This is a genomic window from Acidovorax sp. GW101-3H11 (assembly GCF_001633105.1).
Classification (GTDB): domain Bacteria; phylum Pseudomonadota; class Gammaproteobacteria; order Burkholderiales; family Burkholderiaceae_C; genus Acidovorax.
Genome location: NZ_LUKZ01000001.1, coordinates 37036 through 49867, shown reverse-complemented (window position 1 = coordinate 49867; position 12832 = coordinate 37036). Strand labels below are relative to the sequence as shown.

Below are 12832 nucleotides of genomic sequence, written 5' to 3'. Positions count from 1 at the left end.
ACGGGGGGACCTGGGTGGCGCACGCCGCCCGCCGTGGGCTGGTCAGCCCGGCAGGTGGCTTTGCAGAAAGGCTCGGAGCTTCATCGGCGCAATGGGTTTGGACAGCAGCGGCAGGCCCGCCGCTGTGGCCCGCTGCTGCACCTCGGCCTGGTGGGCATCGGCCGTGACCAGCAGGGCTGGCACGGGGCTGCCCAGGGCTTCGCGCAGGCGTGCAATGGCCGCCATGCCGTCGTCTGCACCGGGCAGGCGCAAATCCACCACCAGGGCATCGATAGGGGCTGCAGCGGTGCCTGCGCCGGGCAGCAGCGCCAGGGCGGCGGCCAGATCGCTGGCCTCGACCACGGCGCAGCCCCAGGACGCCAGCAGCCCGCAGAGCGCCTGGCGCGAATCGGCATCGTCTTCCAGCACCAGAATCCGCCGCCCCGCGAGGGGCGTGGGGGTGGCTTCGGCAGGCGGTGCCTGCAACGGGGCTGCCGGGGTGGGCTCCGCCACCGGAAGGCGCAGGCTGAAGCTGCTGCCCTGACCGGGGATGGAGTGCACCGAGAGATCCAGCCCCAGCAGGTCGCTCAGCCGCTTGGCGGTGGCCAGCCCCAGGCCCAGCCCCTGAGTGCGGTTGCGCTGTGGGTTGTCGATCTGGTAGTACTCGTCAAAAATGCGCGGCAACTCGGCTGCCTCCATGCCCACACCCGAGTCGTGCACGCCCACGGTGATGGCGCTTCCCTCCTGCACAGCGTCAACGCGCACAAACCCTGTGGGCGTGTAGCGGATGGCGTTGGACACCAGGTTGGACAACACGCGCGCCAGCAGGGCGCGGTCGCCCCACACGGTGGCGGGGGTGGTGGCCACCTGCAAGTCCAGCCCCCGCTCTTGCGCCATGGCGGCAAAGTTGCCGGTCATTTCATCGAACAGGCCCTGCAGCGCAAAGGCCGTGGGCCGGGGCGTGAGGGTGCGTGCATCCAGCCGCGAGAGTTCGAGCAGGCCTTCCACCAGCGCGCCCATGCTGCCCACACATTCGGCGATGGCGCCGGACAGCGCCTGCACCCTCTCGGGCGCAGCGGCCGTGGGGGCCTGGCGCAGCGTGTGAGAGAGCAGCCCCAGCGCATTGAGGGGTTGGCGCAGGTCGTGGCCGATGGTGGCCAGAAAGCGGGCCTTGGAGGCATGGGCGGCCTCGGCATCGGCGCGTGCCTGCCGGGTGGCTTCGTTTTCGCGCTGCAAGGCGTCGATCAGGGCCAGCTTCTCCTGGCGCTGTGCGCTGGCCTGCGCAAGGGCATGCGCTTGCGCCCGGCCACTGCGCCACACATACCAGGCCATCAGCACCGAGGCCAGCGCCAGCGCATAGTGCAGGGGCTGGCCCACCAGCACATCGCGCAGGGCCAGCGGGCCGAACACCCCGGCGGCATAGGCAGCCAGCGCGGGCAAGTGGTGGGCCAGGTGGGCGACACTGCCCAGCACCACAGCGGCCAGGCCAATGTGCAAGGCCATCTCGGCCACCACGTTGTGGGGGGCCAGCAGCACCCAGCTGCCTGCCCCCCAGGCCAGCGCCTGGGCCATTGCGCTGGCCACTACCCAGCGGGCCCAGAAGGCATGGCCGCCTGGCTGCAGCGCCCCCGCACGGCGGTACGCCAGGCCCAGGCCGATGCGCAGGCCGCGCACGGCTGCGAACGCGAGCAGCCACCCGGCGATGGAGGCTGCGGGCACATCGCGCCAGAACAGCACGCTGAGGAAAAAAGCCTCCACCACCCCGACCAGGGCGGCCATGGGCGCACCCCGGTACAGCGCGTCCAGGGCCTCGGCGTCCACGGCCGCTGCAGCGGGTGCGGGCTGTGTCATCGCTGCAGCAGCCCTTGCGCGCGGGCCACCACCAGCAAATGGGTGCGGTTGCGCGCCTGCAAGGTGTCCAGCAACGCAGTGACATGGAGCTTGACGGTGCGTTCGGCAATGCCCAGTTCCTGCGCGATGCGCTTGTTGGGCTGCCCCTGGGCCACCAGCTGCAACACCTCGCGCTGCCGCGCGGTGGGCGTGGGGGCGGCGCTGGCTGGCGCAGGGGCCGGGATATCAAACACCACGCCCCCCTCGGCAATGTGCTGCAGCGCAGCCGCCAGTGCCGGCACGGGCTGTGATTTGCCAAGAAAGCCGCTCGCCCCGGCGCCACGGGCCGCTGCCGCCAGGGCAGGGTCTTCGTCGCCCGAAATCAGTACGCGAGCGATCAGTGGGAACTGCGCGGCAAAAAGCCGCAGGCCCTCCAGGCCCGTGTGGGCGCCCAGGCGCTGGTCCAGCAGCACCAGGTCCAGGTCCTGTTCGGCCTGCGCCACCTGCAGCCCCGCGTCCAGCGTGGGTGCGGTCAGCACCTGCGCCGTCGGCAGGGCCTGGGCGAGCGCATGCGCAAAGCCCACACAGAACAGGGGGTGGTCGTCCACCAGCAAGAGTTTCATGCAGGGGATTGTGGTGTACGCCGGGGACGGCTGCGGCTGAGAGCCCCATGGCTTGTTTGAAACGGCCAAACCGGCACACAAGGCGGGCACCACAACGCGCAGGGCTGCATCCTGAGGGAAAGCACTTGGTTGCGGCCAGCCGATCCCCTTGGTTTTCAGGGGGCAGCTGGGCCTTCAGACGCGATTCAAGCGAGAACTGCCGCAGGCGCCACGCTGGTGCCCGCAGTTTCTTGTTGAAGAGCCGCCACGCAGTCGGCGGCATGGGCCACCAGCGCGGCCAGCAATTCCTCCACATCCGCCGCCGTGTGCGCGGCAGACAGCGCAATGCGCAGCCGGGCTGTGCCCACGGGCACCGTGGGTGGGCGGATGGCGGGCACCCACAGGCCCCGCTGGCGCAGGCTTTCCATCGCAGCCAGGGCCGCTTCGTTGCTGCCAATGACGAGCGCCTGCACCGCCGTGTGCGAGGGCAGCAGGTGCCAGCCCAGCTCCGGGGGCAGCGTGGCCAGGCCACGGCGCAGCTGCGCGATGAGTCCGTCCAGATGTGCGCGCCGGTCATCCGCAGCCTCCATGAGCCGCAGGCTCTGGCGCAGCGCGCTGGCCAGCAGCGGTGGGGCGGCCGTGGCAAAGATGTAGGTGCGGGTCTTTTGCAGCAGCCATTCGATGAGCGCAGCATCACCCGCCACAAACGCACCGGCCACCCCGGCCGCCTTGCCCAGCGTGGCCATGTAGAGCACACGGCGCGAGGCGTTGGCCCCCGTCAGTCCTGCCTTTGCCAGGCTGCCGCGCCCTTGCGGCCCCAGCACGCCAAAGCCATGGGCGTCGTCCAGCAGCAGCAGCGCGTCGTAGCGTTCGCACAGCGCCAGCAGGGCGGGGATGTCGATCAGGTCGCCATCCATGCTGAACACCGCGTCGCTGATCACCAGCTTGCGCCGCGCGGGGCTGGCGGCCAGCTGCGCTTCCAGCGCGGCCAGGTCGGCATGCGGATAGCGGTGGATGGTGGCGCGCGACAGTCGGGCGCCATCGATCAGGCAGGCGTGGTTGAGCGCATCCGAGAACAGCACATCGCCGTCGCCCACCAGCGCGGGGATGATGCCGGTGTTGGTGGCATAGCCCGCATAGAAGTACAGCGCGCGGGGCAGCTGCACAAACGCGGCCAGCTCGTGCTCCAGCGCATCGTTGGCGGCGCTGTGGCCACTGACCAGGGGCGAGCCGCCCGAGCCCACGCCAAAGTGGTGGGTGGCTTCGCGCGCCGCCTCGGCCAGCGCGGGGTGGTGGGCCAGGCCCAGGTAGTCGTTGCTGCAGAACGCGAGCATGGGCTGGCCGTCCACCCGCAGGCGGGCGCCACCGGCGGGCTCGACCACGCGGCGGCGGCGCAGCAGGTGGGCGCGTTCGATGTCGGCCAGGCGCGCGGGGATTTCGTCCAACCAGGAGGTCTGGGGTGCGGTGGATGTTGTCATTGCCAGTCCTTCGGCAAATCAAAAACCAGGCTGCCGGGCTCGGGCAGGTCCTGGTAGGGCACCTCGGCCAACAGCGGCGCGTTGAGGCGCGCGCGCAGGTAGGCGATGTTTTCGTCGGCGGCGCCCATCTCCGGGTCGATGCGGTTGGCCACCCAGCCCGCCAGCGTGAGGCCGCGCGCACGGATCGCCTCGGCCGTGAGCAAGGCGTGGTTCAGGCACCCAAGGCGCAGGCCCACCACCAGCACCACGGGCAGGGCCAGGGCCTGGGCGAGGTCGGCTCCGGTCAGTGTGTCGGTGAGCGGCACCAGGAAGCCGCCCGCGCCCTCCACCACCACGGCGTCGGCCTGGGCCGCCAGCGCCTGGTAGCTGGTGACGATGGCGGCGATGTCGATCTCTACACCCGCCCGCGCGGCCGCGATGTGGGGCGACAGTGGGTCGGGCAGCAGCACGGGGTTGTCCAGCGCGGGCGGCACGGCCAGGGTGGAGGCCGAGCGCAGCGCAATCGCGTCCTCGCTGGCCCAGTCCTCGCCCCAGGGCACCAGGCCCGCCGCCACAGGCTTCATGCCCACCACACGGCGGTGGTGGCGTGCCAGCGCATGCAGCAGCCCGGCGGACACCAGCGTCTTGCCGACACCGGTGTCGGTGCCGGTCACAAAACATCCCATCATCAAATCTCCTCCTGCAGGGTGGCGTTCAGCGCATCGAGCGCGCCGCCAGCAAGGCACTGCACGGCCTCGTTGTCGAGCACATAGGGCGGCATGGCGTACAGCGTCTTCCCAATCGGCCGCAGCACCAGGCCCCGCGCCATGGCGTGCTGGTGGTAGCGGCGGGAAAAGTCGGGCAGCGTGGTGTCCACATCCCAGGCCCAGATCATTCCGAGGCGGCGCGCATGCCGCACACGCGGGTGCTGCGTGAGGGGCGCGCAGGCCGTGTCGATGTGCTGGGCCAGCGCCCTGTTGGCGTTCAGCGCATCCAACTGGTCGAACAGCTCCAGCGTAGCCAGCGCCGCGCGGCAGGCCAGGGGGTTGCCGGTGTACGAGTGCGAATGCAGAAAACCCCGCGCCACGTCGTCGTCGTAGAACGCGGCATACACCGCGTCCGTGGTCAGCACGGCCGACAGCGGCAGCGTGCCGCCCGTGAGGCCCTTGGACAGGCAAATGAAGTCCGGCCGGATGCCCGCCTGCTGGTGCGCGAACATCGTGCCCGTGCGGCCAAAGCCCACGGCGATTTCATCGACCACCAGGTGCACCTCATAACGGTTGCACAGGGCGCGTGCCAGGCGCAGGTACTCGGGGTCGTGCATGGCCATGCCCGCTGCGCATTGCACCAGGGGCTCGACGATGAAGGCGGCGGTGGTGGTGTGGTGCTCCTGCAGCCAGGCTTCCAGCGCGGCGGCGGCGCGCCGGGCCACATCCTGTGCGGCTTCGCCCGGGGCTGCGCTGCGTGCATCGGGGCTGGGCACGGTGTCGGCCAGGCGCACCAGGGGCGCATAGGCCTCGCGGAAGATCGCGATGTCGGTCACGGCCAGCGCGCCCACGGTTTCGCCGTGGTAGCCACCGGCCAGGCCTACGAAGTGGCTCTTGGCGGGGCGGCCGGTGTTGCGCCAGTAGTGCGCGCTCATCTTCAGCGCAATCTCGGTGGCGGCCGCGCCGTCGCTGCCGTAGAACGCATGGCCCAGGCCGGTGAGCGCGGCGAGGCGCTCGGACAGTTCCACCACGGGCGCATGGGTAAAGCCCGCCAGCATCACATGGTCGAGCTTGCCCAGCTGGTCCACCAGCGCGGCCTGGATGTGCGGGTGGCTGTGCCCAAACAGGTTGACCCACCAGGAGCTGATGCCGTCCAGGTACCGCTTACCGTCGGTGTCGATCAGCCAGGGGCCTTGCGCGCGGGCAATGGCCACGGGCGGCTGGGCCTCGTGCCGCTTCATCTGCGTGCAAGGGTGCCAGACGCTGGCCAGGCTGCGGGCTGCCAGGGCGTCGGGTGCAAGGTGTGCGGATGCGCTCATGCGGATTTGCGTTTGGTCATTCCATCCAAAACCGTTCGGGCTGAGCTTGTCGAAGCCTTGCGCGGCGCTTCGACAGGCTCAGCGTGAACGGGTGGGGGGAGGTTTGAAGACAAAGTGAAATCACAGCACCTGCGTGGGCACCGCGTGGCGCAGCTCCGTCTGGCGGTTGTGCTCGTCAACGAAGACCAACTGAGGCTGGTGCGTGCCCACCTGGTCTTCATGCACCTGCGCAAAGGCCGCAATGATGATGAGATCGCCTGCGGACGCGCGGCGTGCGGCCGATCCGTTCACCGAGATCATGCCGCTGCCGCGCTGGCCCTTGATGGCATAGGTGACAAAACGCTCGCCGTTGTTGATGTTCCAGATGTGGATCTGCTCGTTCTCGGCAATGTTGGCGGCATCGAGCAGGTCTTCGTCGATGGCGCAGGAGCCTTCGTAGTGCAGCTCGCACTGGGTCACGGCCACGCGGTGGATCTTGGATTTGAGCAGGGTGCGGAACATCGGGCTTCCTGGGGTGAAGTCTGTGAAATGGGGGGGCTTGCCCTGGGCGGGCGCTTCAGGGCGTGGTGAAGTCCAGCACGCAGCTGTCACCCAGCGCTTCGCGCCACACACGCACGCGGCTCACGCTGGTGCGCAGGTCGGCGGGCAGGGCCTGGGCGATGAACAGGCACAGGTTTTCGAGCGTGGGCGTGCCCAAGCCGGGCACGTCGTCGAGCATGTGGTGGTCCAGTTGCTCGCGCACCACGGCCAGGCCCTGGCGCAGCAGGCCCAGGTCCAGCACCATGCCGGTGGCAGGGTCGCGTGGGCCGCTCAAAAAGACTTCGGCGTGGTAGGTGTGGCCGTGCACGCGGCGACTGCCTTCGGCCTCGATCTCGCGGCGCAGGGTGTGGGCGGCGTCAAAGAAGAAGCGCTGGGAGATGGTGAACAACATACGGGAACCAGAAGGAAAACGGCTCACCGGATGCCGGTGAGCTTGTGGGTTTGCAGGCTCAGGCGCCATGCGGGGTGGGCCAGGCAGGCGTCAATGCAGGCGGCAGTGTTCTGGCGCTGCAGCAGGCCGTCCATGGGCTGCAGAAAGCGGTGGGTGAACTGCGTGTCCTGCTCCAGCGCCAACAGGTCAAAGCCGGGCTGGGGCCAGACCAGTTTCAGCTCCTGCCCACTGCGCTGCACCCACGGTGCACCCGCCTTGGGGCTGATGCACAGCCAGTCGATGCCCTCGGGCGCCGTCACGGTGCCGTTGCTTTCCACGGCGATGCGGAACTGTTGCGCGTGCAAGGCGTCGATGAGTGCGGCATCCACCTGCAGCAGGGGCTCGCCACCCGTCAGCACCACCAGGCGGTGGCCTGCACCTGCGGGCCATTGCGCGGCGATGGTTTCCGCCAGCAACGCAGCGGTCTCGAACTTGCCGCCCAGCGTGCCGTCCGTGCCCACAAAGTCGGTGTCGCAGAACTGGCAGACGGCCTGGGCGCGGTCCTGCTCGCGGCCCGTCCAGAGGTTGCAGCCTGCAAAGCGGCAGAACACGGCGGGTGTGCCCGCCTGGCCGCCTTCGCCTTGCAGGGTGTAGAAAATTTCTTTGACGCTGTAGGTCATCGGGGCACCGGCGGAACAAGGATGGTGGGGGCGGCAGGCGCTGCCACCTCGGGGTAGTCGCGGCTGAAATGCAGGCCCCGGCTTTCGCGGCGCAGCTGAGCGCTTTTCACGATCAGGTCGGCCACCTGCACCAGGTTGCGCAGCTCCAGCAGGTCGCGTGTGATGTGGAAGTGGGCGTAGAACTCGTGGATCTCGCCCTGCAGCATCGCAATGCGGTGGGCGGCACGTTCCAGGCGCTTGTTGGTGCGCACGATGCCCACGTAGTCCCACATGAAGCGGCGCAGCTCGTCCCAGTTGTGCGAGATGACCACGGACTCGTCGGCATCCTGCACGCGGCTGTCGTCCCAGGCGGGCACGGCAGGCAGCGTGGCTGTGGGCGCGGCCGCAATGGCCTGCGCGGCGGCGCGCGCAAACACCATGCATTCGAGCAGCGAATTGCTGGCCAGGCGGTTGGCGCCATGCAGGCCGGTGCAGGCCACCTCGCCCACGGCAAACAGGCCGGGCAGGTCAGTGCGGCCTGCCAGGTCGGTCAGCACGCCGCCGCAGGTGAAGTGGGCCGTGGGCACCACGGGGATGGGCTCCTTGGTGATGTCGATGCCCAGCGACGCGCAGTGCGCGAGGATGTTGGGGAAGTGCTCCTGCAAAAAAGCGGGGCTCTGGTGCGAGATGTCGAGGTGCACACAGTCCAGCCCGTGCTTCTTCATCTCGAAGTCGATAGCGCGGGCCACCACATCGCGCGGGGCCAGCTCGGCGCGCGGGTCGTGGTCGAGCATGAAGCGTGTGCCACCGGCAGAGGGAGGCAGCTTGAGTTGCCCACCCTCGCCACGCACGGCCTCGCTGATGAGGAAGGACTTTTCGTGCGGGTGGTACAGGCCGGTGGGGTGGAACTGGATGAACTCCATGTTCGCCACGCGGCAGCCCGCGCGCCAGGCGGCGGCAATGCCGTCGCCGGTGGCGGTGTCGGGGTTGGTGGTGTACAGGTACACCTTGCCTGCGCCGCCCGTGGCCAGGATGGTTTGTGGTGCGCGGAAGGTGACGACCTCGTCCGTGTCACTGTCCAGCGCGTACAGGCCCAGGCACCGGTGGCCGGGCAAGCCCAGCTTGCGCGTGGTGATCAGGTCCACCAGCGTGTGCTGCTCGAACAGCGTGATGCCGGGGGTGCTGCGCACCACGTCAATCAGCGTGCGCTGCACCGCTGCGCCGGTGGCATCGGTCACATGGGCGATGCGGCGCGCGCTGTGGCCGCCTTCGCGGGTCAGGTGCAGCTGGTCGCCTTCGAGCGTGAAGGGCACACCCAGCTCGCGCAGCCAGGCAATCGATGCGGGCGCGTTCTCCACCACAAAGCGGGTGGTGGCCAGGTCGCACAAGCCCGCGCCTGCTACCAGCGTGTCTTCGATGTGCGCAGCAAAGCTGTCGTCGTCGGCCAGCACGGCGGCAATGCCGCCCTGGGCCCAGCCGCTGGAGCCATCCTGCAGCGTGCGCTTGGTGATCACGGCCACGCGGTGGGTGGGCGCCAGGTGCAGCGCGGCCGAGAGGCCTGCGAGGCCGCTGCCTACGATGAGAACGTCGAAGTCGTGGGATGCCATGGCTTGCGGGTGAGGAAAGGGGGTAGCGCCACGGCCACCGGCCAGGGCGGTGAACAGGGGGCGGCCCTAGGCCGGCGTGTACGCCAAGCGCACGTAGATGGGTGCAAACGCCTCGGCCTGCGTGATCTCGATCAGTGTCTCTTTGGCCAGTTCCAGCAGGGCGATGAAGGTCACCACCAGCACGGTGCTGCCTTTTTCGGGCTCAAAGAGTTCTTCAAACTCCACAAAGCGGCGGCCCTGCAGCGTCTTGAGCACCATGCTCATGTATTCGCGCACGCTCAGCTCTTCGCGCGTGATCCGGTGGTGCTGTACCAGCTTGGCGCGCTTCAGGATGTCGCGCCAGGCCTCCTGCAACTCCACCACATGCACGTCGGGGAAGCGCGGCTGCAGGCTTTGTTCGATGTAGACCTGGGCTTTGAGGAAGTCGCGACCGTACTGCGGCAGCTGCCCCAGGCGGGCGGCGGCCATCTTCATCTGCTCGTATTCAAGCAGGCGGCGCACCAGCTCGGCGCGCGGGTCTTCGGGTTCTTCGCCTTCGGCCTGCTTCTTGGGCGGCAGCAGCATGCGCGACTTGATCTCGATGAGCATCGCTGCCATCAGCAGATATTCGGCCGCCAGTTCCAGGTTGCGGCTGCGGATCTCGTCCACATACGCCAGGTACTGCTTGGTCACCCCCACCATGGGGATGTCGAGGATGTTGAAGTTCTGCTTGCGGATCAGGTACAGCAGCAGGTCCAGCGGGCCTTCAAAGGCTTCGAGGAAGACTTCGAGCGCGTCGGGCGGGATGTACAGGTCGTTGGGCAGCGCAAACAGCGGCTCGCCATACAGGCGCGCCAGCGCCACCTGGTCCACCACGTCGGGCATGCCTGCCGCATCCAGGGCGGGCATGTCCGGCGAATCGGCCGTGTCGGCTGCGCTCGCGGTGGTCATGGTTTGCTATAAAAATATGAGCTATCAGCGCTTGATGGACGCGCGCAGAAGGCCAATTTGGTGCTTAATCCGCATTCGTCTGGTAGACGTAGGGCTTCTGGGCCACCTGGCCTTCGCGGTATTCGCCCCAGACCTTGCGGTCCACCTGCTTGTCCCACAGCAGGGCACGGCCGGCTTGCTGCTGCTGGTCCAGCTCGGGGCGGCTGGTCTTGAGCTGGTTGATGAACTGGGTGGCGTCGGACTGGTAGTCGGGGCGGCGGAAAATGGACATGGACTGTGAATCTCTTTCTTGGAACGCATCAGGCACAGTGACGCACCAAAGGTCCAAGATTTTACCGGGACGAATTTATGCGCTTGATATATCGCGCCGCTGCCCTGGCAGCCGCCACCTTTTCGCTGCTCGCTCTCACCGCCTGCGACCCCCAGCGCATCAGCGAGCTGAAGGAGGGCGTATCGACCGAAGCCGACGTGCGCGACCGCTTTGGCGCCCCCGAAAACGTGTGGGACGAGCCCGGCGGCGCACGCACCTTCGAATACAACCGCCAACCCGCAGGCCAGGTCAACTACATGATCACCATTGGCGCCGACGGCCGCATGACGGCATTGCGCCAGGTGCTCACGCCCGAGACCTTTGCGCGCGTGTCGCCCGGCATGCGCATGGACGAGGTGCGCCGCCTGCTGGGCAAGCCTGCCAAGACCACGCCCTACGAGCTGAAGAAAGAGACCTGGGTGGACTGGCGCTACCTGGAGGCGCCCAACCAGGCCAAGGTGTTCACGGTGGTCCACGGGCCCGACCATGTGGTGCTGCGCACGCAGACCGGTGCGGACCTGGATGCGCCGGAGTTCAAGGGCGGCAAGTAGGGCGTTTCAGCCTGCCATCTTCCCCATCAAGGCGACTCAAACGGGCAGATCGTGCTGCGCCGCCAGCCGCGCTGCAAAGCCCGAGCGCTCAATCAGCGAGCGCGGCTGCTCGTGCAGGTGCTCAATCCGCAAACGCCCGCCACGCGCCGCCACGGCCTTGAGCACCTGGGCCAGCGCATCCAGCCCCGTGGTGTCCAGCGCCACCAGTTCGCTCGCGTCCAGCACCACGTCGAGGCCGGGCGGGCCTGCCTCCACGGCCTGGATGATGGTGTCCAGCTTGGCGGCGGCACCAAAGAACAGCGCGCCGTGCAGGCGCCAGGTGGCAGCCGGGTGCCGCGGGGCTGTGGCGGCTTCCGGGTCGGGCTGCCGCTCCACGCGGAAGAGTGCGCTCATGCGCCGCACAAACAGCGCGCAGGCCATGAACAGGCCCACCTCCACCGCCACCGTGAGGTCGAACACCACGGTCAGGAAAAACGTGCCCAGCATCAGCAGCCGGTAGTGGTTGCTGAAGTGTTTGAGCCGCACAAACTCGTGCCACTCGCCCATGTTCCAGGCCACAAACAGCAGGATGCCCGCCAGCACCGCCAGCGGAATGTGCAGCGCCAGCGGCGCAGCCACCAGCACGATCACGGCCAGCGTGAGCGCATGCATCATGCCCGCCACCGGTGAGGTGGCGCCCGAGCGGATGTTGGTCACCGTGCGCGCGATGGTGCCCGTGGCGGGCATGCCGCCAAAAAACGGCACCACGATGTTGGCCAGGCCCTGGGCCACCAGCTCCTGGTTGGGGTCGTGTTTCTTGTGGTGCGGGTCAGTGGCCAATTGGTCGGCCACACGCGCGCACAGCAGCGACTCGATGGCGCCCAGCAGCGCAATGGTGAGCGTGGGCGTGACCAGCAGGCGCACCGTCTCCCACGAAAAATCGGGCAGCGCAAACACCGGCAGCGCCTGCGGAATGCCGCCAAAGCGTGAGCCGATGGTCTCCACCGGCAGCTGGAGCGCCCAGGCCAGCAGGCTCAGTGTGACCAGCGCCACCACGGGCGCGGGCACACGCGCAAAGCTGCGCACCGTGTGCTGCTCCAGCACCCGCATCACGGGCGACTCCTTCATCGTGAGCTTGGGCCAGAGGAACAGGCCCGCCACGCAGGCCGCGCCCAGCCCGAAGGCATAGGGGTTGAAGCTGCCCAGGTGCTGCGCCAACGTGCCCACCTGCGAGAAAAAATTGCCCGGCATGCGCTCGATGGACAGCCCCAGCCAGTCCTTCACCTGCGACAGCGCGATCAGCACGGCAATGCCGTTGGTGAACCCGATCACGATGCTCACCGGCACAAACCGCACCAGCGTGCCCAGCCGGAACAGGCCCAGCAGCACCAGCAGCACGCCCGCGCAGGCGGTGGAGATCAGCAGGTTGGCCACGCCGTAGCGTTCGACGATGCCGTAGACGATCACGATGAATGCGCCCGCCGGTCCGCCAATCTGCACATTGGTGCCGCCCAGCGCCGAGATCAGAAAGCCCGCGATGATCGCCGTCCACAGCCCCGCCTCGGGCTTGAGCCCGCTGGCAATCGCAAATGCCATGGCCAGCGGCAGCGCCACGATGCCCACCGTGACCCCCGCCCCCACATCGGCCAGCCAGCGGCTTTTGTCGTAGCCGCGCAGTGCGTCGATAAGGCGGGGGTGGAAGGCGAAGCTCAGCGGCATGGTGGCGGGTGCTTTCGGGGCGGGGTGGCGGGTTTCAGTGTAGGGAGCCAACCCCCGGGCGCCAAGCACGTTGCATGCCGCGCCGCCGCCTCGCGGGCCCTCTGAAATGAGTTGGTGCTATATATTTTATAGCTGCAAAGGCAATACCATCAGGCGCAAGGGTCCAAAAAGGCTTGTAGTTCTTGAGATACGACATGCGCACGGGCCTCCACGCCGGTGCCGCCTTGGTGGGGCTTGGCATGTTGCTTGCTGCCCCTGGCCTACCCGCTGCCA

At 68.2% G+C, this 12832-nt stretch carries 13 protein-coding genes; 1 reads left to right on the top strand and 12 read right to left on the bottom strand.

The features are described 5' to 3' along the window. Positions 1-42 precede the first annotated feature (42 nt). From A1D30_RS00210 to A1D30_RS00160, 11 genes are all read right to left on the bottom strand, one after another. Complete coding sequence (locus tag A1D30_RS00210) at positions 43-1830, bottom strand: hybrid sensor histidine kinase/response regulator (RefSeq protein WP_063458817.1); 1788 nt, start codon at positions 1828-1830, stop codon at positions 43-45. Continuing rightward, positions 1827-2432 (bottom strand): response regulator transcription factor, encoded by a 606-nt coding sequence (locus tag A1D30_RS00205; protein WP_063458816.1) that lies wholly within the window; start codon positions 2430-2432, stop codon positions 1827-1829. Before A1D30_RS00205 ends, A1D30_RS00210 begins: the two co-directional genes overlap by 4 nt. Before the next feature lie 185 nt (positions 2433-2617). After that, positions 2618-3889 carry an 8-amino-7-oxononanoate synthase gene (bioF, locus tag A1D30_RS00200; protein WP_063458815.1) on the bottom strand — a complete coding sequence of 424 codons (1272 nt, stop codon included), beginning with the start codon at positions 3887-3889 and terminating at the stop codon, positions 2618-2620. Next, positions 3886-4557, bottom strand: coding sequence for a dethiobiotin synthase (bioD, locus tag A1D30_RS00195; protein ID WP_063458814.1), 672 nt, complete (start codon positions 4555-4557; stop codon positions 3886-3888). The genes bioF and bioD overlap by 4 nt, the downstream gene beginning before the upstream one ends. After that, positions 4557-5894, bottom strand: a complete 1338-nt coding sequence (bioA, locus tag A1D30_RS00190; protein ID WP_063458813.1) for an adenosylmethionine--8-amino-7-oxononanoate transaminase — start codon at positions 5892-5894, stop codon at positions 4557-4559. Before bioA ends, bioD begins: the two co-directional genes overlap by 1 nt. Before the next feature lie 120 nt (positions 5895-6014). Further along, positions 6015-6395, bottom strand: coding sequence for an aspartate 1-decarboxylase (gene panD / locus A1D30_RS00185; protein ID WP_063458812.1), 381 nt, complete (start codon positions 6393-6395; stop codon positions 6015-6017). A gap of 55 nt (positions 6396-6450) precedes the next feature. After that, the gene (locus tag A1D30_RS00180) at positions 6451-6825 is read right to left on the bottom strand and encodes a 6-carboxytetrahydropterin synthase (RefSeq protein WP_063458811.1); all 375 of its coding nucleotides are present in this window, start codon (positions 6823-6825) and stop codon (positions 6451-6453) included. A gap of 23 nt (positions 6826-6848) precedes the next feature. Further along, on the bottom strand, positions 6849-7484 hold the full coding sequence (gene queE / locus A1D30_RS00175; RefSeq protein ID WP_063458810.1) for a 7-carboxy-7-deazaguanine synthase: 636 nt from the start codon (positions 7482-7484) through the stop codon (positions 6849-6851). Then, positions 7481-9070 carry an L-aspartate oxidase gene (nadB, locus tag A1D30_RS00170; protein ID WP_063458809.1) on the bottom strand — a complete coding sequence of 530 codons (1590 nt, stop codon included), beginning with the start codon at positions 9068-9070 and terminating at the stop codon, positions 7481-7483. Before nadB ends, queE begins: the two co-directional genes overlap by 4 nt. 66 nt (positions 9071-9136) lie before the next feature. After that, the gene (locus A1D30_RS00165) at positions 9137-10000 is read right to left on the bottom strand and encodes a ScpA family protein (protein WP_063458808.1); all 864 of its coding nucleotides are present in this window, start codon (positions 9998-10000) and stop codon (positions 9137-9139) included. Between the two features lie 64 nt (positions 10001-10064). Then, the gene (locus A1D30_RS00160) at positions 10065-10271 is read right to left on the bottom strand and encodes a DUF3460 family protein (protein ID WP_063458807.1); all 207 of its coding nucleotides are present in this window, start codon (positions 10269-10271) and stop codon (positions 10065-10067) included. Positions 10272-10348: 77 nt separating this feature from the next. On the opposite strand from A1D30_RS00160, the gene A1D30_RS00155 reads away from it, so the two are divergent. Continuing rightward, on the top strand, positions 10349-10861 hold the full coding sequence (locus A1D30_RS00155) for a hypothetical protein (protein WP_063458806.1): 513 nt from the start codon (positions 10349-10351) through the stop codon (positions 10859-10861). A 36-nt stretch (positions 10862-10897) separates the two neighbouring features. Here the strand turns inward: A1D30_RS00155 and A1D30_RS00150 are convergent, their stop codons facing one another. Beyond that, positions 10898-12559: a SulP family inorganic anion transporter gene (locus tag A1D30_RS00150; RefSeq protein ID WP_063459146.1), complete on the bottom strand. Its 1662-nt coding sequence runs from the start codon at positions 12557-12559 to the stop codon at positions 10898-10900. Positions 12560-12832: the final 273 nt, after the last annotated feature.

Bases quoted from the DNA above. Each gene is read 5' to 3' on its own strand.
- A1D30_RS00210 (WP_063458817.1), bottom strand. From the start codon at position 1,830: ATGACACAGCCCGCACCCGCTGCAGCGGCCGTGGACGCCGAGGCCCTG.
- A1D30_RS00205 (WP_063458816.1), bottom strand. From the start codon at position 2,432: ATGAAACTCTTGCTGGTGGACGACCACCCCCTGTTCTGTGTGGGCTTT.
- bioF (WP_063458815.1), bottom strand. From the start codon at position 3,889: ATGACAACATCCACCGCACCCCAGACCTCCTGGTTGGACGAAATCCCC.
- bioD (WP_063458814.1), bottom strand. From the start codon at position 4,557: ATGATGGGATGTTTTGTGACCGGCACCGACACCGGTGTCGGCAAGACG.
- bioA (WP_063458813.1), bottom strand. From the start codon at position 5,894: ATGAGCGCATCCGCACACCTTGCACCCGACGCCCTGGCAGCCCGCAGC.
- panD (WP_063458812.1), bottom strand. From the start codon at position 6,395: ATGTTCCGCACCCTGCTCAAATCCAAGATCCACCGCGTGGCCGTGACC.
- A1D30_RS00180 (WP_063458811.1), bottom strand. From the start codon at position 6,825: ATGTTGTTCACCATCTCCCAGCGCTTCTTCTTTGACGCCGCCCACACC.
- queE (WP_063458810.1), bottom strand. From the start codon at position 7,484: ATGACCTACAGCGTCAAAGAAATTTTCTACACCCTGCAAGGCGAAGGC.
- nadB (WP_063458809.1), bottom strand. From the start codon at position 9,070: ATGGCATCCCACGACTTCGACGTTCTCATCGTAGGCAGCGGCCTCGCA.
- A1D30_RS00165 (WP_063458808.1), bottom strand. From the start codon at position 10,000: ATGACCACCGCGAGCGCAGCCGACACGGCCGATTCGCCGGACATGCCC.
- A1D30_RS00160 (WP_063458807.1), bottom strand. From the start codon at position 10,271: ATGTCCATTTTCCGCCGCCCCGACTACCAGTCCGACGCCACCCAGTTC.
- A1D30_RS00155 (WP_063458806.1), top strand. From the start codon at position 10,349: ATGCGCTTGATATATCGCGCCGCTGCCCTGGCAGCCGCCACCTTTTCG.
- A1D30_RS00150 (WP_063459146.1), bottom strand. From the start codon at position 12,559: ATGCCGCTGAGCTTCGCCTTCCACCCCCGCCTTATCGACGCACTGCGC.